The 17,573-nt window shown below is 38.6% G+C and carries 17 protein-coding genes, 1 tRNA gene and 5 pseudogenes; 10 read left to right on the forward strand and 13 right to left on the reverse strand.

The window, feature by feature from the left end:
- Positions 1–32: 32 nt before the first annotated feature.
- Positions 33–308 (reverse strand): annotated as a pseudogene (locus MCO_RS05930) (tyrosine-type recombinase/integrase); the annotation flags it as partial.
- Positions 309–392: 84 nt separating this feature from the next.
- Between MCO_RS05930 and MCO_RS11230 the strand changes: the two are divergent.
- From MCO_RS11230 to MCO_RS05945, 3 genes and pseudogenes are all read left to right on the forward strand, one after another.
- Positions 393–1,049, forward strand: coding sequence for a hypothetical protein (locus MCO_RS11230; protein WP_007553239.1), 657 nt, complete (start codon positions 393–395; stop codon positions 1,047–1,049).
- Positions 1,050–1,064: 15 nt separating this feature from the next.
- Positions 1,065–1,409 (forward strand): HNH/ENDO VII family nuclease, encoded by a 345-nt coding sequence (locus MCO_RS11235; RefSeq protein WP_256364624.1) that lies wholly within the window; start codon positions 1,065–1,067, stop codon positions 1,407–1,409.
- A gap of 65 nt (positions 1,410–1,474) precedes the next feature.
- Positions 1,475–1,942: pseudogene (locus MCO_RS05945) on the forward strand (SMI1/KNR4 family protein); the annotation flags it as partial.
- 32 nt (positions 1,943–1,974) lie between these two features.
- Here the strand turns inward: MCO_RS05945 and MCO_RS05950 are convergent.
- Positions 1,975–3,176: pseudogene (locus MCO_RS05950) on the reverse strand (DUF3987 domain-containing protein); the annotation flags it as partial.
- A 107-nt stretch (positions 3,177–3,283) separates the two neighbouring features.
- Positions 3,284–3,642 (reverse strand): annotated as a pseudogene (locus MCO_RS11570) (hypothetical protein); the annotation flags it as partial.
- Between the two features lie 142 nt (positions 3,643–3,784).
- Here MCO_RS11570 and MCO_RS05960 point away from each other — a divergent pair.
- The gene (locus MCO_RS05960) at positions 3,785–4,237 is read left to right on the forward strand and encodes a hypothetical protein (RefSeq protein WP_007553246.1); all 453 of its coding nucleotides are present in this window, start codon (positions 3,785–3,787) and stop codon (positions 4,235–4,237) included.
- A 277-nt stretch (positions 4,238–4,514) separates the two neighbouring features.
- Here the strand turns inward: MCO_RS05960 and MCO_RS05965 are convergent, their stop codons facing one another.
- The 10 genes and pseudogenes from MCO_RS05965 to rpmH form a co-directional block, all read right to left on the reverse strand.
- Positions 4,515–4,715, reverse strand: a complete 201-nt coding sequence (locus MCO_RS05965) for an AlpA family transcriptional regulator (RefSeq protein WP_007553217.1) — start codon at positions 4,713–4,715, stop codon at positions 4,515–4,517.
- Positions 4,716–4,924: 209 nt separating this feature from the next.
- Positions 4,925–5,945, reverse strand: a pseudogene (locus MCO_RS05975) (tyrosine-type recombinase/integrase); the annotation flags it as partial.
- A tRNA-Leu gene (locus tag MCO_RS05980) sits at positions 5,929–6,013 on the reverse strand. The pseudogene MCO_RS05975 and the gene MCO_RS05980, both read right to left, overlap by 17 nt.
- Positions 6,014–6,124: 111 nt before the next feature.
- Positions 6,125–6,745: a 2,3-bisphosphoglycerate-dependent phosphoglycerate mutase gene (locus tag MCO_RS05985; protein ID WP_007553248.1), complete on the reverse strand. Its 621-nt coding sequence runs from the start codon at positions 6,743–6,745 to the stop codon at positions 6,125–6,127.
- Positions 6,746–6,773: 28 nt separating this feature from the next.
- Complete coding sequence (gene dapB, locus MCO_RS05990; protein WP_007553249.1) at positions 6,774–7,586, reverse strand: 4-hydroxy-tetrahydrodipicolinate reductase; 813 nt, start codon at positions 7,584–7,586, stop codon at positions 6,774–6,776.
- A 530-nt stretch (positions 7,587–8,116) separates the two neighbouring features.
- On the reverse strand, positions 8,117–8,809 hold the full coding sequence (locus MCO_RS05995) for a glutathione S-transferase family protein (protein ID WP_007553250.1): 693 nt from the start codon (positions 8,807–8,809) through the stop codon (positions 8,117–8,119).
- A gap of 139 nt (positions 8,810–8,948) precedes the next feature.
- Complete coding sequence (gene yihA, locus MCO_RS06000) at positions 8,949–9,596, reverse strand: ribosome biogenesis GTP-binding protein YihA/YsxC (RefSeq protein WP_007553251.1); 648 nt, start codon at positions 9,594–9,596, stop codon at positions 8,949–8,951.
- Entirely contained in the window at positions 9,593–11,431 is a 1,839-nt protein-coding gene (gene yidC / locus MCO_RS06005; protein ID WP_007553252.1) for a membrane protein insertase YidC, read from the reverse strand. Before yidC ends, yihA begins: the two co-directional genes overlap by 4 nt.
- Positions 11,421–11,813: a ribonuclease P protein component gene (gene rnpA / locus MCO_RS06010; RefSeq protein ID WP_007553253.1), complete on the reverse strand. Its 393-nt coding sequence runs from the start codon at positions 11,811–11,813 to the stop codon at positions 11,421–11,423. The genes yidC and rnpA overlap by 11 nt, the downstream gene beginning before the upstream one ends.
- 116 nt (positions 11,814–11,929) lie before the next feature.
- Positions 11,930–12,064, reverse strand: a complete 135-nt coding sequence (rpmH, locus tag MCO_RS06015; RefSeq protein WP_005864709.1) for a 50S ribosomal protein L34 — start codon at positions 12,062–12,064, stop codon at positions 11,930–11,932.
- A gap of 619 nt (positions 12,065–12,683) precedes the next feature.
- On the opposite strand from rpmH, the gene MCO_RS06020 reads away from it, so the two are divergent.
- The 6 genes from MCO_RS06020 (at position 12,684) to MCO_RS06045 (ending at position 17,032) form a co-directional block, all read left to right on the forward strand.
- Positions 12,684–13,760, forward strand: coding sequence for an Mrp/NBP35 family ATP-binding protein (locus MCO_RS06020; RefSeq protein WP_007553254.1), 1,077 nt, complete (start codon positions 12,684–12,686; stop codon positions 13,758–13,760).
- Positions 13,761–14,373: 613 nt separating this feature from the next.
- Positions 14,374–14,568 (forward strand): hypothetical protein, encoded by a 195-nt coding sequence (locus tag MCO_RS06025; protein ID WP_007553255.1) that lies wholly within the window; start codon positions 14,374–14,376, stop codon positions 14,566–14,568.
- Positions 14,561–15,448, forward strand: a complete 888-nt coding sequence (rsmI, locus tag MCO_RS06030; RefSeq protein WP_007553256.1) for a 16S rRNA (cytidine(1402)-2'-O)-methyltransferase — start codon at positions 14,561–14,563, stop codon at positions 15,446–15,448. The genes MCO_RS06025 and rsmI overlap by 8 nt, the downstream gene beginning before the upstream one ends.
- Positions 15,449–15,464: 16 nt before the next feature.
- A complete protein-coding gene (locus MCO_RS06035) occupies positions 15,465–15,833 on the forward strand; it encodes a YraN family protein (RefSeq protein WP_196794032.1) in 369 nt (122 codons plus the stop codon).
- Between the two features lie 105 nt (positions 15,834–15,938).
- Entirely contained in the window at positions 15,939–16,184 is a 246-nt protein-coding gene (locus tag MCO_RS06040; protein WP_007553258.1) for a hypothetical protein, read from the forward strand.
- A gap of 56 nt (positions 16,185–16,240) precedes the next feature.
- Positions 16,241–17,032, forward strand: coding sequence for a pyrroline-5-carboxylate reductase (locus tag MCO_RS06045; protein WP_007553259.1), 792 nt, complete (start codon positions 16,241–16,243; stop codon positions 17,030–17,032).
- The last annotated feature ends 541 nt before the right edge of the window (positions 17,033–17,573 follow it).

A 17,573-nucleotide genomic window follows, 5' to 3' on the forward strand; every position in this document is an offset into this window, starting at 1 on the left:
GAAAGTAAGGGATTTAGTGGTTATTGATTTTATTATGTTTTTTTTGCCTCAATCCCTAACTTTTTTGGAGCTTTTATCGCTTCTAGTGCTAATCTTTTACGATCTGCACTCTTTATATAAAGAGATGCCATGTTGTCGTCTGTCCATCCAAAAATTGCTTTGAGCTGTGAGATTGTTGCTCCTGAGTTCGCAGCACGTGTTGCTGCTAATTTTCTCAAACCATATGCTGATTTTTTAATGCCCGCTTGGTTGCATGCTTTGTAAAACATGAGACCAAAGCTTTCTTTGGGTAGTTTTTTTCCGCGTTTGTTGGTGGTGATGTTAATGCCGGTGCCGATGTTGCAGGTAATGCCGCGGAGAGTAACTACCTCAGCAGTGCGCAAATAGCCCAGATGGAGAAAGAGTTAAAGGAGTGTCCTGACCTTTTATGTGAAGCAGAAGTGTCTGCGAAGTGGACTGCGATTGGTACAGGGCAAAATATAAGCTTGGCGGCAGGTTTGGTTGCTGGTGTTCCTGCTGAATTATACGATACGGTTGATGGCTTTGTGCAAATAGCACGCCATCCCATAGATACTTTGAAAGCGCTCAAAGATTTTGTCACCAGTGGTAAAGTATTCGCGACCCTTGGGCAATCCTATGTGGACCGTATTAATCACTTGATGGCGGAATATGAGCGAGCAGGTGCTAGTGGATCTTTCAATGCTGGTGTTGAATTTGGAAAATTATTGACTGAAGTAGCATCGCTGTTTGTTGGAGGCGCTGGATTAGCCAAGGAAGGTGTAAAGCTTGGTGAAAAGGCTCTGATTCAGTTCATTGCGAGGAGAGATTTTGCCCAATTCGCTTCTAAGAAAAATCTTCTAGAACTTGCAGCTCAAGGAGATCTTGCCAAACTTGCGGCTAGGGAAGAACTGACCAAACTTGCTGCTAAAGAAAAAAAGCTTTGGTTAAAAGAGAAACCCACTAAATTTACCGATAGCAAATTTGGTCAGACAAACAAAGTCTACCAGAGAAACGACCTGTTTGATCCTAACCAAAGGGTTAAATGGTGAGTAAACAAGAAAGACGTGTGGGGCACCAATATTGAGAGAATGGAAACAGGAAGAGCGCCTATAGGTTTTGATGGTGAGCCTGTTGAGTTGCATCACCTAAAGCAAACGCATGAGGGGCCCATAGCAGAAATTGGTAGTAAAGATCATAACAAATATACGTCCGTGATTCATGCTAATCCAAAAACACATCAATCGCTTATAGATAGAAAAAAGTTTGAGAAGCAGAGAGAGGAATATTGGAAGGAACGTGCTCAGGGGTATAGAGAAGAGGCAAACAGTAACTTAGGAGGAATAATCGATATGAAATGGGGTATCATAGGGATAGATTTTAACGGATGGGGACAGGAGCATCGGCAGTAATGCTCTACGGTTAATTGAAAAGAGAAAAAACAGAGACTTATAAAATAATTTATGGAGAATAATTGATGAAAACCTATACCTTAGATGATGTTGCAATATTAATTGATAAGGTTAATAAATATGATGATGATATTATCAATTTTGGTACTGCAGAAAATGCGGTTGATGATCTACTGATTGAAAAGGCAGAGAAAACTCTCGGTTTACAATTTACATCGTCTTATAAGAGTTTTTTAAAAAATTATAAAGGAGGAGAAATTGGTGGCGAAGAAATTTTTAGCATTTATGGAGATTGCGGGGAAGGTATTCCTGCTGGTGATATTGTTTACCGAAACTTACTCGATAGAAAAGATGGTTTTGCGACACCAGAACAGCTTATCGTTTGTGATGCTGATTTTGATGAAACCTTTTACTTTGATTATACGCAGTTTCGGGATGGTGAATGCCCACTCTATGTCATGCTTGCATTGGGCGATTGCGAATATTACGCCAGTAATTTTTATGAATTCCTTTGCAAAGAATTAAAAAGCACGTAGGGGAGGATTCATGAAAACCTATACATTAGTATGGTTTTATTCATTTTCAAAAGATGCGCTTGTAAACTTGCAGAGAAATGACCTCCTTTGATTGTTCTTTGAAATTTTTTTCACCATTCACGAAACATCTCTTGCGCATCAGTAGAAAAGCGTATGGTAATGGGGTGTTTTGCTGATCCTAAAGGTTTATCATAAAGAGAACGAAAGACTCCTTGATAACTTTCCCATGCCTTTTGATTGGGAGGTCTATCAACCCGTAACCGCTCTTTTCGTTCATCGGTCCACACCAGCATTTGAAAGCGTTGCAATAAGCCGTCATTATTTGTTCCATGGTGCATTGCTTGAACAATGGGAATAATTCGTGAAGGTTGAATGCCCCCAATGATGGAAATGGTTTCATTGGGAATAAAAATGGTTCCACGTCCTATACGGTCATAGATGTATGATTTTTTGCCATTAAAAGCTGTTAGATAAAAAGAACGGTCTGATTGATATTCCTTACGTTCCAAATCGGATAAAAAACCAGGTAATTCATCACGAACCAACAATAAACCACGGGGGGTTTCTTTTAACAATTCCCCAAGCTTTTCGACGGTCACATCGTTGACAATAAGACGTCGTTTATTAAGCGTGTCATCTTCCTCACTTTCTTTATATTCAAGAGATTGAGAAAGAAGAGCAAGGGCTTGTTCCTCGTCTTGATCTTTGAGTGCTTTGTAGGCTTGTTTTTTCTTTTCTCTTTTGTCTAATTCAATAAGAATATCTTTTGTTTCTTGCTGTTTTTTCTTCTTTAACCATTCTTGATGCCATTCCTCTTGAAAAACATCGAGAGGTGCTAAAGCAGCTTCCATGGTATCTGTTTTCATAGTTGAAGGTTACCCCACAATAACCCTCCAGAGATTAGGAACAATTGTCCAATTGGCATGTTATTTTGGAGTGATATGCACGCCATTTCCAATGACAGCAGCCAAGCCACATAAAGCAGAGATAGCAACAAAGTCGATAGAAGATTGTTGCATATCAGCAACGTCATAAACATAGTTTATTAATGATGTTGGAAGTAGGAATATTTTAAAAGGCTCGACGGGTAAGAGAGCCATAGCAATTGGTTTTAATTGCCCCAACCATTTTGTTGCAAGGCTTGTTCATAAGGAATGGCTTTTAAACAAGCATTATCGTTATCATTGACGGAGGGATTATCATTGTTGTTTTGTAAATGACTTTCTTTCATAGTTCCCTCTTTTGAGAAAGTAATACATTATTAAAATCGGCTCCTTTTGGAGCTTGCATGATAAAGACCTCAAAGCCTTGGCTATAGGCATGCGCAGCTAAGGTAAAATCAGCTAAAGTATTTTTGATCGGTTGGCTTTGTTGACAAATCTTTTGTGCTTTTTCTCCTTTCTGTTTCGCTCGTTTGAGATCAGCACAAACCTGTTTTGAGAAAGAGAGCGTATGATCATAAGCTTTATCAAAAAAGGCTTGTTTCCCAAGCATCCAATTCTTGTAAGCGATTGTATGATTTCTTTAAAAGAACATACGGCATAACAATAGAGTAAGAGACGTCAATCATGTCCATTAGCAAGGGATAAGCTGGGCAGCCTATCATCATGAGCAGGGCAATGGGCACTTCCATAACGCCCATGCCAAACATCACGCAAGGCATTTGTTATGCCATGAGCATTTTTATAATCGTACATTTTCTATCCTATGATGTTGCGTCACAGGAGTTTTTTTCTATATGAATACCGACAATATTCATAATTGTTCTTGAAGTGAGAAACTAGAATACAAAAATATATGGATTGTTTTATAGTATGAAAATTTATTATAGGGAATGAAATGAAGAAAATCTTAAAATCATTGAGTGGAATAGCGTTGTGCATTATATCTGGATGTTACTCAGATCAAACTCCTTTAACGGTTGTAGATGTATGGGAAAAGTCTGGTGCAGATAAGCTTGAGATAAAAAAAGCGTTGTTAGAATGCGGAATACAGACTTTTTCTGAAGAAGAAGCTCTGAGCATCCGTAAAAAAGTCAATCGTGAGAAACTCAATGTGCATGCACATGTTCGTGAAAAACTCAATGAGCAGGCATCCGTTGATGCTTGCATGGCTCAAGCAGGATTTCGTAATAAATTTGGAGAGTCGAGCTGGTGTGAGAGTGAGAAGTATAAAGCTTATAATCTTTCCATTTGTCAACCTGATGCTGTTATTCCTCAGCGAAGTGTTGAGATACGCTTAAATAGCCCTTATTGTAAGGAGAATAAAGATCAACCGGAATGCCAGCCTTAAATCTTGCTGTTTGTGATGGAAACAATCTTCCATCTTTGTGTTAGCTTGGAATGGCGGGGTTCTTTCCTCAATCTACCACCTCACTAATATCTGTGAAGTAATATAACAGCAGAAAATGAGCTAAACCTTCACAAGGCAAGACAGCGGTCATGCCTTGTGCATTTCTATAATTGCACATTTTTATTCTATGATGTTGCATCACAGGACAGATTTTGCTATCTCTAGGGTGATGAGCTTGAGAAAGCCTTGTCCGTCTTTACGTGACAAGGTTTTCTTTTTATGCCGCGTCGTTATAACGTTTCTCTTTCGCTTGCTCGATGACATTGATAAGATCCCATTGTAACCAACGCGATAAAAAACCAAACTTTAAAGGTTTTGGCAAAGATCCATTGGTTACATGACGGCGGAATGTCGAAACACTCATATGAAGCAATTTTGCACTTTCACGGTCTGTCAAAAGAATATCATTTTCTGTCATACTAAAATCCTTTCAGTCTCAAAAAATGAAAACAAATCATAAGCATTTATTAACCATATTTTGGAAGAATTTGAAAGGTATTTAATCTATAAAAAACAATATTTTATCATAGTTTTTCTGATGTGATAAGTGATGAATCTTATTGAGATGATATGAGAGAACAGAGAGAGAAAGTTATCCACAGATGATGGGGTTATGCACCCCATCTGTTAAGATTGCCCCGTGACATAAGCCGCCCATTTATCCATATAGATACGGCGCTGTTCTAGATAATCAGTACGACGATAGGCACGTTCTACTTGCCCCTCGACCGTATGACTTAGAATGGTTTCAGCAACCTCATAAGGGGCATCGGTTGTTTCAGCGAGCCAAATTGCGTAAACTAGAGCGAAAACCATGGGGGAAAGCTTCAAGACCAGTACGTTGCATATATTGTGACATACAGCGTTCAGCAAGGGGACCGCGACCAGTTGCAGAAAAAAAGAAATCATTGCGAGAAAGCGAGCGCGCTTATTTTAAAATTTCTAATGCCTCTGATGATAGAGGCACGTGAAACTCTGTTGTAGCAACACGCCTTCCTTTCATATTTTCAGCAGGAATTGTCCAGATATTCTTATCAATCTGATCTTCACGAATATGACGTAAAGGGTTAGAACGAACAGCTGTAAGAATAAGCAAACGCAAAGCCAGATGTGTTATGTTTTGTGTTTTACAGAGGAACTGATAAAAGGCAGGAACATCTCTCCAATCCATAGCTGGTCTGTTCGTGATCTTATGGCGTTGTTTGCCTGAGAGAGCTTGTGCTTTTTCTGTTGCCTGTAAATCAACATCCAATCCTAAGTCAGCAGCATGTTTAAGACAAAGATTAAGACGCATCAATGCTGTATGCCAAATAGGGGCAAGAGTATTGCGTATCTCTGTTTGAGTAATCTCTGAAACCTGCAGACAGCCTAATTTGGGCAAAATATGAAGGCGTAATGGTAAAAACCAAGTTCCATCTTTACCATCATCTTTTAATTCAGCTTTACGACTTTCAAAAGCATCTAAAGCAATGTCTTTTAAATAATGGAGATTGCTTATCGCCTCACGCTTTTGTTTATTGCGTTCTTTAATGGGGTCACGCCCTTCACGTAAAATAGCACGCCACCCAGTTGCCAATTCACGGGCTTGTTTTAAAGAGACATCTCTCAAGGCACCCAATCCCATTTCACGGCGCCGACCATGAATGGACTCGAACCTCCACGCCTTGCGGCACAGGTACCTGAAACCTGCGCGTCTACCAATTCCGCCATCTGGGCTTAAAATTCATCTAAGCTTGTGAAACAGCTCTGTCAATAAAATTATAAAATTTGTTCTTCAGTTCAAAACTGTTGAGTTAAACTCTTTATGTCCACTACGATTTTAGAAATTTAAGGTGTAATGATCGTCTTTGATAAAATCGTTGAGTCAGAATTAAATGTATAAATAATAGGAATACCGGTTGCTAATTCTTTGGAGATAATTTCTTCACCGTTTAGACCTTCAAGTGCCATAATAAGAGCACGAAGAGTGTTGCCGTGTGCTGCAACCAAAACAGTTTTAGAGCGCAGAATATGTGGTTGGATATGGTAAAGATAGTAAGGCCAAACGCGAGCGCCAGTATCACGTAAGCTTTCTCCATTAGGAGGAGCAATCGTATAGGAGCGGCGCCATATTTGCACTTGCTCATCTCCCCATTGGTGACGGACTTCATCTTTATTTAAACCAGCAAGATCACCATAATTTCTCTCATTCAATGCTGGATTTTTTATCAATTGCAAATTGGATTGTTCCATCTGCTCTAAAATGTGTTGCGCTGTTTTTTGTGCGCGCTGTAAGTTAGATGTAAAAGCAATATCAAATTTTAAACCAGCTTCTTTAAGTTTCTTTCCTGCTGTTATTGCTTCAGTATGACCTTTTTCTGTCAAATCTGGATCTTTCCAACCAGTAAAAAGGTTTTTGAGATTCCATTCACTTTGTCCATGACGGATTAGTACAAGTGTGCGTCCCATTATGAATTTCCCACATTCAATTGATTGTTTAAAGTTCATCGTTCAATCCCAAAACATCAAGCATTGAATAAAGGCCATTTTCGTGGTTCTTTGCCCATAAAGCTGCTTTTAATGCACCGTTGGCAAAAACAGAGCGTTCTTGCGCTGAGTGTGAAAAAACGATACGCTCATTTGGGCCGGCAAAAGTGACACTATGGTCGCCAACAACCGTTCCACCCCGTGAACAGGCAAAGCCTATTGTGCCTTTTTTGCGTTTACCTATATGACCACTGCGTTCACTAATACTCATGTTTTTAAGCATAATATCACGACCTTCTGCTGCTGCTTGCCCAAGAAGAAGAGCTGTTCCAGAAGGGGCATCAACTTTGCCAGCGTGATGCATTTCGTAAATTTCAATATCAAAATCATCAGGTTCTAATGCTTTGGCGGCTTTTTTTACAAAGTTTGCTAACAAATTTATCCCAAGGCTCATATTTCCAGATTTGACAATAGTTGTATATTTTGCAAAATCTGCAATCTTTTCTTCTTCTGTTTTGCTAAATCCTGTTGTGCCGATAATATGGACAAGGCTTTTTTGAGCAGCATAGTTGGCATAGAGAATACTGGCTTGTGGCTGTGAAAAATCTAAAATACCTTCAGTATGCGAAAAGGCATTTTCAGGATCATCCGTGATCTGAATGCCAAGAGGGCTTGAATCAATCAATGTGCTGGCATCTTTGTTTACAAAAGGTGATCCTTTGCGCACAAGCACAGCACAAAGCTCTACGTCTTTCCTGCTTTGGATAGCTGTGATGAGCTCACGCCCCATTTTTCCATTAGCACCAACAACTGTAAGGCGCATATCTTTCTCCTTATGACTTTGCTTTTTAAGTATAGGAAAATTCTCTCTCTTTCCAACGGTTCTTTTTCTCTGTGGGGACAAATTTCATTTTTTAGTTATGTGAAAGAATTCTCAGTTTATAGAAGCCCATGTAAAAAATGCTTTTGTCTTCGTTATAGAGTAAACAATATAAATGTTACGTAATATGCCGTGAGGTCTTGCAAGATGGTATCACCATTTTATTGTTTAGTTCTCAACACTGTTATAGTTTTTGCATTTAAACAATCCATAAGATATTTCAAATTCTTTCTGAAATGATTTTTATTTGCACACCAATTCTGCTTGTAATGTGCAAGAAAACGTTCGTTAATTCATCATAAAATGGAGGCAAAAATAAGAAAACATTCTTGTATTTGGGGTGGCATTCCAGTTGTAAAATAATGAACTAGCTTTATAGGTCGATGCTTTATTACACCGTGCATAAAAATGCATGGAATTTTATTGGTGCGGAGGTAATGTTAATACCTCTTTCTACTTGTCAAGGGAGATGCTTAGAAGTCAAGATCCGCATAATGAGGACTCGCTACGATTCCTCGGATACGATCTGTTAAAAGTGAACGAAAAGAAGGTCGTGATTTCATCCGCATATACCAGTCTTTGGCGGCAGGGGATTGATCCCAATCAATTTCCCCTAGAAAATCAAGCACAGAAACAGAAGCTGCGGCTGCTAGATCCGCATAAGATAATGCAGAGCCGACTAACCAGTCACGAGATGCGCAGAGCCAATTGAGATAGTTCATATGTGGTAAAATGTTTGCACGCGCATTGCGTAAAATTTGTGAATTTGGAGCACCACCACCAATGGCTAACGGCATTTCACGTTTATAGACTCGCTCTCGTACAATATGGCGTGCAGCTTCATTTTCAAATTTATTTAAAAACCAGTCATTGAGGCGGCGCACCTCGGCACGGTCTAAAGGATTTTCTGGAAAGAATTTATTCTCTTGTCGTAAATTTCCATGTGTTTCATCTAAATATTCGTAGATAACAAAAGCTCCTGATAATGGAACTTCGTATTCATCAAGAAGAACAGGGACATGACCAGCTGGATTCAATGCAAGAAATTCGTGTCTTCTTGCCCATTCATGTTCTTCAATCAATTGAGTGCTTACACCATATTCTCCAAGAATGAGGCGTACAAATCGAGAGGCAGAAGATAGAGGAGAATGAAAAAGTGTCAGCATAATCTACGCTATCAAATAGAGTTGATGAGAATTTTTTCAAGTATTAGGAATTTTTATAAAGGTGCTTTACTAGAAGTACAAGATTATTAGTAAAAGCTCATAATTATGTTTAATAAACTTTTAATAAAAGGAATGTGTTCTATGCTGCGATTGCTTGTAAAATGGCGGTACGCAATTCTTCCAAACCTAATGCTTTTTCTGAAGATGTCACAAGAAGTTCAGGATAAGCTGCTGGATGTTTGAGCAGATGTGTTTTTGTGGTTATTATTAATTTTTCAAGGACATTCGATTTTATTTTATCACTTTTCGTTAAAACAATTTGATAAGAAACAGCTGCTTTATCAAGAAGATCTAAAACATCTGAATCATTTTTTTTGATTCCATGACGTGAATCAATCAAGACATAAACACGTTTTAATGTTGTACGCCCCCGCAAATAGTTAAAAATCAACTCTGTCCACGCATCAACCAGATTTTTAGGGGCTTCGGCAAAACCATAACCTGGCATATCTACGAGCGCTATAGGAGGGAGATCTCCTAGTTGTCCACTAAAACCATCGGGTACAAAGTAATTAAGTTCTTGAGTGCGCCCTGGTGTATTTGAGGTACGCGCCAAGCCTTTTTGTTGGACGAGTGCGTTGATCAAAGATGATTTTCCAACATTCGAACGTCCCGCAAATGCGATTTCCGGTGGTCCTTCTGGTGGGAGAAAGCGTATTGCTGGTACACCACGAATAAAAACCCACTTGCGAAAAAAAATTCCCAAAAGAGACGAACATTTTGTCATTCATGCACTTCTTTTTTGGGTGATCTTCGCCACAAGGCTTTAAGATTATCAAAAAGCTCAATTTTAGCCCCTTGACGTTTCATCATGATACCTTGCTGAATAATCGACAGTATATTGTTCCATGCCCAGTAGATGACAAGACCAACAGGGAAGGAAGCGAGCATAAAAGTAAAGATGACCGGCATCCACGCAAAGATCATAGCTTGTGTCTGATCTTGAGGAGCTGGGTTCATACGCATTTGTAAAAACATCGTTATTCCCATGATCAAAGGCCATGCACCAAGCATAAGAAACGTTGGGGTCGTGTACGGTAAAAGGCCAAACAGGTTAAAAAGGGAAGTTGGATCGGGTGCTGCTAGATCTTGAATCCAACCAAAGAAAGGTGCATGCCGCATTTCGATGGTAATATACAGAACTTTATAAAGAGCAAAAAATATTGGAAATTGAACCAACATTGGCCAACAGCCCGCAAGAGGATTGATTTTTTGGGTTTTATACAGTTCTATAATTGCTTGTTGTTGTTTGGTTCTATCATCTGGATATTTTTCTTTTATTTCCAACAACATCGGTTGTATAAGCTTCATACGCGCCATAGATTTATAGGACTTATTCGCTAGCGGGAAGAGCAGTGTTTTCAAGAGCACTGTGACAAGAAGAATGGCGATACCAAAATTGCCTGTTTGCTTATAAAGAATGTCAATAAGAGAAAACATTGGTTTGGTGATGAAATCAAACCAGCCCCAATCGATTAAAAGAGCAAATTTCTTAATTTTTAAGTTATTTTGATAGTGATTAATGATTTCAACTTGTTTTGCTCCAGCAAAAAGACGATTTGTAACGGTTTTTGTTTCGTTTGGAGCGATAGTTAGAAGTGACCCGAGCAAATCAGACTGATAATGTGTTTGTAAGCGATCAAAATAAATAAAGCGGCTTGTATATTCTTTATCTTGAGGGGGAATAACCGCTACAGCCCAATATTTATCGGTAATACCAATCCAGCCTCCTATCACTTTAGAGAACGCTATGCTTTTTTGCCCATTATCAGGATTTGGATCAAGCTCCGCTAAATTTTTGTATTTCTCGGTTTTAAGTGAATCACCTGCAATACCTATCATGCCTTCATGAAGCAAGTAGGTCGCATTTGTATGTTCTGGTGGAGCTGCGCGTGCAACGCGAGCATAGGATGAGAGATATATAGGCTTATTCCCTTCATTGCTGATAGAATCTTCAATGGTAAACATGTAGTGATCATCAACAGAAAGAACACGACGAAAGATTTGTCCTTGTCCGTTATTATAAATTAAAGTGACTGGTGTTGAAGGAGTCAGTGTCGTGTTGTTTCCTTCTATTTGCCATTGTGTATCAGATTGTGGCAAGGATTCTTTTGACAAAGAAGGACTAGTAAAACCAAATTCAGCAAGGTAGGTCGTTGTGAATCCTTTGGGGTTTAGTAAAGCAATTTCCGGTGATTTTTTCTCTACTGTCAGGCGATATTTTTTGAGGAGAAGATCATCAAACTGTGCGCCAACAAGATTAATGGAACCTTCAAGTTCATTGGTTTTTATAGCAATACGGTTTGTTTTGGCTAATATAGCATTCCGGATTTCAGGAGTCATTTTGTGATCAATTATGGATGCTGATCCGTACGTTGGTGCTGTGTCAGAAAAACTTGTAGTAGGAGTGGAAAGTGTAGACTGTTGTTTTGACAATTGCTGTGCGATGATTTGTTGTTTCTGTAATTCATCTTGTTTGGGAATAACATGAAGAAACTGCCATGCTATAAGTACACCAAAAGACAATCCAATGGCGATAAAGAAATTGCGATTATATTCCATTCGTACACCCCTGCTGCCGTTTTTGATGCTTTGTTTTTGATTTTATTCGTCGGTTTAATTCATTGATCAAAGATGAAAAAGGTGCATGAAGCACATCAGGACGTGCTACAATGACATAATCTGTTCCTGCCTCCATGTTATCTGTTAAACCAACCCTTACTGCTTCGCGCAAACGTCTTTTGATACGGTTGCGTTTGACAGCATTGCCGTTTCTACGTGTAACCGTGAAACCTACACGCGCAACACGAGGAGATTTTATTTCTGCTGTTTGTTCATGGGATTTGACTTCAAGCAAAAATAAAGGACCACGTCGTTTTTCTCCTGTGCGTACAGCCAAAAAATCCGATCTTTTGCGAATACGGCAGGGGTGTTTTTTCTTCATAAAGAGCGTTTTGCAATTTCACTAAATGCCCGCAAAAGCAGGCATAAAAAATTTCTAACGAAAACTTCACAACAGAAATGATAAATAATATTCAATTGTTGTGAAAATTTAAATGATTAAGCAGATAACCGCTTACGTCCGCGAGCACGCCTTGCGGCGATAACTTTACGGCCACCAGCTGTTGCCATACGTGCACGAAAACCATGGCGGCGTTTACGGACAAGTTTAGAGGGTTGGTAAGTACGTTTCATTTATTTAAATACCGCGGAGTGCGGCCCTTCTTATATTTTACAGGCAATTATGCGCTAGATGGACAATCTTACCCTATCATACGGCCGTTTATCCATAAGGAAAAATATAAAAAAAGTCAATCTTAGATTATTTGTCTCTCTCTTAAAAAAACAAAAAACTCTACGATAGAGGTACATTTTATTCGTAACACTTTAAAAGTTAAGAAAAACACGAATTGGTAACGGTGCAGTTTACAGTTATCTTTTTTATAAGACAAGTGAATACTCAAGACGTAAAGGGGCAGAGGGGGGGGTAAAGAAAGAGTCGTCGCTCGTTAGTATATGATTGTAGTAAAGTGTATTTTTTAACGTAAAAAGTGTACTTGGTTTTGCCTTTTAAAGACCTTTATAGAAACATTCATAAAGTGTTTGTACGGCAAACGTGTTTAATGGAATTTCATATCAGATTTTACGTTCGAGGTTTTTATTTGAGATTGGTTTCGTGTTTTTAAAGAGATAAAATGTAATGTATTTACATTTTGTAATTCTCAGTAAAGTAAGAAATTTTAGGTGGTGAAGTTGAAGTATTTTGAGTCCTTAATTGCTATATTTTTGGGTATTTTTATAGAGAGGAAAGACAGTGAATCTTATCACAAGTGAGGTTATCCGCAACGCATTACATAAAGTCAAAGGACCGGATTTTGAAAGTGATATTGTATCATTGGGGCTTGTTTCAGAAATATTGATTGCTCATGGCAAGGTTTTCTTTTCCATTACAGTTCCGGATGGACGTGTGCAAGAGTGGGAATCGTTGCGCCGTGGTGCTGAAGAAGTGGTTTGTGCTTTGGATGGGGTTAAAGCTGTTGTTGTTACACTTACAGCAGAAAAAAAATTGAAGGTATCTTCTCATTTTCCTGCGTCAAAACATAAAGCAAAGGGATTACCTGTGAAAACACCGATAGAAGGTGTGCGGCATGTGATTGCAGTTGCTTCTGGAAAGGGAGGGGTTGGCAAATCTACAATGGCGATAAATATTGCTTTAGCTTTACAGGATTCTGGTTTCAAAACGGGCTTGATGGATGCGGATATTTATGGTCCATCTTTGCCACGTTTGACAGGACTTGTTAACCAAAAATCACAGCTTATTGACGAGAAAAAACTCCAACCTCTTGAAAAATTCGGACTTAAATTGATGTCAATGGGTTTTTTGGTTGAGGAGGAAAAGCCAGTGGTGTGGCGTGGTCCCATGGTAATGGCGGCTGTGACGCAATTGCTCAGAGATGTTTTATGGGAACCTCTTGATGTTTTGGTGGTGGATATGCCACCAGGTACAGGGGATGCACAATTGACACTTGCTCAACAAGTGCAATTAACGGGTGCGTTGATTGTTTCTACTCCGCAGGATCTTGCCTTAATTGATGCGCGTAAAGCGATAGAAATGTTTATGAAAGTCGATGTTCCTATTTTAGGACTCATTGAAAATATGAGTTATTTTATTGCTCCTGATACGCAAAAACGCTACGATATTTTTGGTCATGGTGGTGCGCGTGCAGAAGCAGAACGCCGAGGGGTACCTTTCTTGGCAGAAGTACCACTTGATGCGGCTTTGCGATCTTCCTCGGATGGCGGTATACCTATCTTTGTCTCTAATCCTGATGAGGACCATGCCAAACTTTATCGTGCGATTGTTGATCAAGTGAAAGACAAATTTTGTTAAATTTACGTTTTTCTTAGAGGGTTTGCTAGGATACAATATAAAAAAACATAAATAGCTGTTTTTATGGGAATTGTAGTCCATGAGTGTCTCATTTTGGGGTTAGATATTTTAGAAGTGAAATGAGTAAAAAAACTAATCATGCAGTGGGCGGTAATTTTGTTTTTGTATAAAAGCTTTCAGTTGTTTTTTGTTGGTGGGATGGAATTGGTTAAAGATCTCATTCGGGTGTGAAAAAAACACGGTTCTTTTATATGAAGTTGCTGAATATTGATCATAGCGTTGTAAAAGTTGTAGAAAATATTGCAAAATGAGATGTTGTAGTGCTGACGGTCCATGTTATTTAAAATGATACAGGTAGTTGTTGCTGTTGCTCGCAAGTGATTCATATTTGCTTGGGGTGAGGATTTAAATATCAGTAAATGGGATAGATTTTAAAAATGCAGGTTACCTAGAGAATTTAACTTTTAAAAGACTGAAGACGTTTGAAATGTGGGAATGGATAGAATTTTGTTTTGGTTTTTGAGCAAAGGTTTTGTAGAAAATTATTGGGACTGATGTGGTTATTAGTAATGCTGGAAGTTCATTCTATTGGAAGCAATAATAATGATCAAAAATGGGTTATAATACCAAGAAAAGTGTTGATGCTAGCGCAAGCTATCTTGTTGTGCTACTAGCAATTATTCGAGTAGTTGATCTTTTGGCGGAGACAAAGAAAATTGTGCAGAACTTGTTGATGATCATGGATAAAGGTTTTCGCTTAGAGCTTTTAGAGAGGGGATATTTGATTATGGAAGAAAGGTATGTGTGAAAAAACATATTTTATAGGTTCTCATGCTTATTCTGCACCCGTCATAGAACCAGGGCTTTATCTCGTGGCAACGCCTATTGGAAATCTTGCTGATATCACTCTTCGTGCTTTGCAAATACTTGCAGGTGTTGATATTTTAGCGTGTGAGGATACGCGGGTGACGCGTATTTTGTTGGAACGCTACGGTATTCAGAAAAAATCATTTGTTTATCATGAACATAATGCACAGAAAGCAGGGGCGAAATTATTAGTAGCTTTAGCAGAAAATAAAACTGTAGCGCTCGTCTCAGATGCTGGAACACCGCTTATTTCTGATCCTGGATTTCGATTGGTAGAAGAGGCACGCAAAGCTGGTCACAAAATCGTTCCAATTCCTGGGGCATCAGCACTTTTAGCTGCTCTTGTTGCGACAGGGCTCCCTACAGATAGTTTTTTCTTTGCTGGTTTTTTGAGTGCGCGAAAGGTACAGCGTCAAAAGCGGTTAGAACAATTAAAAGCTATTCCTGCGACGTTAGTTTTTTATGAATCACCCCATCGTCTCGTCGAGACTTTACAGGATATGGTCTCTTTTTTTTCGGCTGATCGTCCAGCTGCAATTTGTCGTGAATTAACAAAAAAGTTTGAAACAGTAGATGTTTCTAATTTAGGCCATTTATTTGAAAGATACGGTAAGCAAGCGCATATTCGTGGAGAAATTGTTGTGCTTGTTGGGGAAGCACTTTCCTCTTTGGACGTAATGAGTGATCAAGAAATTGATGAGATGTTATTAGAATTGGCGTGTACGCATTCTGCAGCTCAAGCGGCTGCTTTGGCAGCAAAGAAAACAGGCTTAAAAAAGCAAGAACTTTTTCAGCGGTTGAATTTTTTAAAAGATGCATAAAATGATAGGGAAGACCATACAAAAAGAACGTAGGCAAAAATCTTTTTATCGAGGTGTTCGTGCAGAAAAATGGGCTGCTTGGTGGTTACGTTTTAAAGGGTTCCACATTGCTGAAATTCGTTTTAAAACAAAATGCGGTGAAATTGATTTAATTGCGCGGCGTGGAAATCTTGTATTAGTTGTTGAGGTAAAAGCTCGCTCAACATTAGCTGAAGCAATGGCAGCGGTTTCTCGGGTGAATGAGAGGCGCATTGAGGCCGCAGCAGATATTTGGTTAGCACGACAAAAAGATCGTGCGCTTTTATGTGTACGTTTTGACTTGATTGCAATTTTACCGTGGTGTTGGCCGCAGCATATTCCAGCATTTTTTACGTCTGATAAATAAGAGTTTCTATATCATTTTAACCATGGTAGATGGAAAACATTTCGTTTTTATGAACACATGGGGTAAAAAAGTGCTTAACAGTTTGAGCACTATGAGGAGTGAAATATGGATGATTATGAAAAGTTTGCAACGGGTTTGTTGATTGTTTTTGGAGTATTAATTATTGGTGGTTTGATGGCAATGCATATTGTACTCATGAATAAGCCAGGTTTTTTATTCGCATTAGCGGCTGCTGTCGTTGGTTGGTTTTCTGCTTTTGCAGTTATTTTTGATAAGCCCAAAGTTTATTTGGGATTGATTATTCTTGCTATGTTATGTGTTGCTTCCTCAATTAGTGTTTATGTTAGTTAAAATGCATGAAGCGCTGGTTGCGTTCTCTTTAGAAATTATGAGGATAAGAAGAAGAAATGAAAATTGGCTTTTTGGGAACGGGTAAAATCAGTACTTCAATGGTCGAAGGCTTAATGATGAGCGCTTTTGACGTTTCTTCCATTATTGTTTCTCCCCGCAATGCACGAAGTGCAGAGCGCCTTTCACACAATTACGATAAGGTTATTATTGCCGAAAATAATCAAGCATTGCTGGATGTTAGTGATTGTGTTTTTCTTTGTTTGCCCAACCAAATTGCAAAAGAAGTTTTGCGTTCTCTTCGTTTTCATCCAGAACAACTTGTTATTTCCGTGCTTGCCATGGCAAAAGCAGCAGAAATTGAAGAGTGGATAAACCATAAGGTTTATCGTGCTGTTCCACTTCCTTTTGTGGCAGAATGTAAGAATTTGACACCCATTTATCCTGATCATCCATTTTTGCGCACTTTGTTTGATGCGTTGGGGGGAACATTGGTCTTGGATGCAGAAGAGCAGTTTAATCTTTTTATGACGGCAGGTTCACTTATGGGGGTTTATTTTAATTTTATAGAAACAGCACACCAATGGTTTGTGACACAGGGGTTGAAAAAACAACCATCAGCAGATTTTCTTTCTATGATGTTTGGAAATCTTACGGATGAAATGCGCAAAACTATAGCAACTGATTGTTCAAAACCTCTTGATTTTTCTCTGCTTGAGAAAGAGTTTTCAACGAAGGGGGGGACAAATGAGCTGTTGTCAGACTGTTTTTCTCGTCAAGGGGGAAAGAGTGCTTTAATGAAGGCTCTTGAGACCACTTTGCAAAAAATAAACGCTCCGTTTACACATTAAAAATGCTGGATTAATATTTTTTCTGATCTTAATGAGAGTGGTATTGGTGTGTTCGTTTAGACTTACGTGAACAAAGATTTACAAAATTGTTTGCTATACATATTTTAAAACTAAGGTAGATTAATATTCATAACTTTTGTTATAGTAACAAGTTAATTTATAAAGATATTCACATTAGTATGCAACTTGAATGAGAAAATTGAATACGCCATGCTTTCCTTCTTTTAATTCTTCTTATCATGAATCAAAAAACGTTTGCTTATATGTCATAGGAAGAAGCAATATATGGATAAAAATCATTTAAGAAGGGAGTGAATATGCTCCTTTGTAAACAAATTTTATACAGGAGAGAGGCAACATTTTAATCTGGTCAATAGAATGATGATGCCTGTTTGTGTTTTCATAAATGTGAAGATGATAGTGCTCTATGGACCTTACATTATACTGTTCATGGAGGGGAAAAAATGGGGTTTTGGGAGTTATGAGAGATATTTCTTTGAAACAGTTGTGCGAATGCGTAGCGGAATGGTGCGTTGTTCAT

Source organism: Bartonella sp. DB5-6, from assembly GCF_000278115.1.
GTDB classification, from domain to species: Bacteria; Pseudomonadota; Alphaproteobacteria; order Rhizobiales; family Rhizobiaceae; genus Bartonella; species Bartonella refiksaydamii.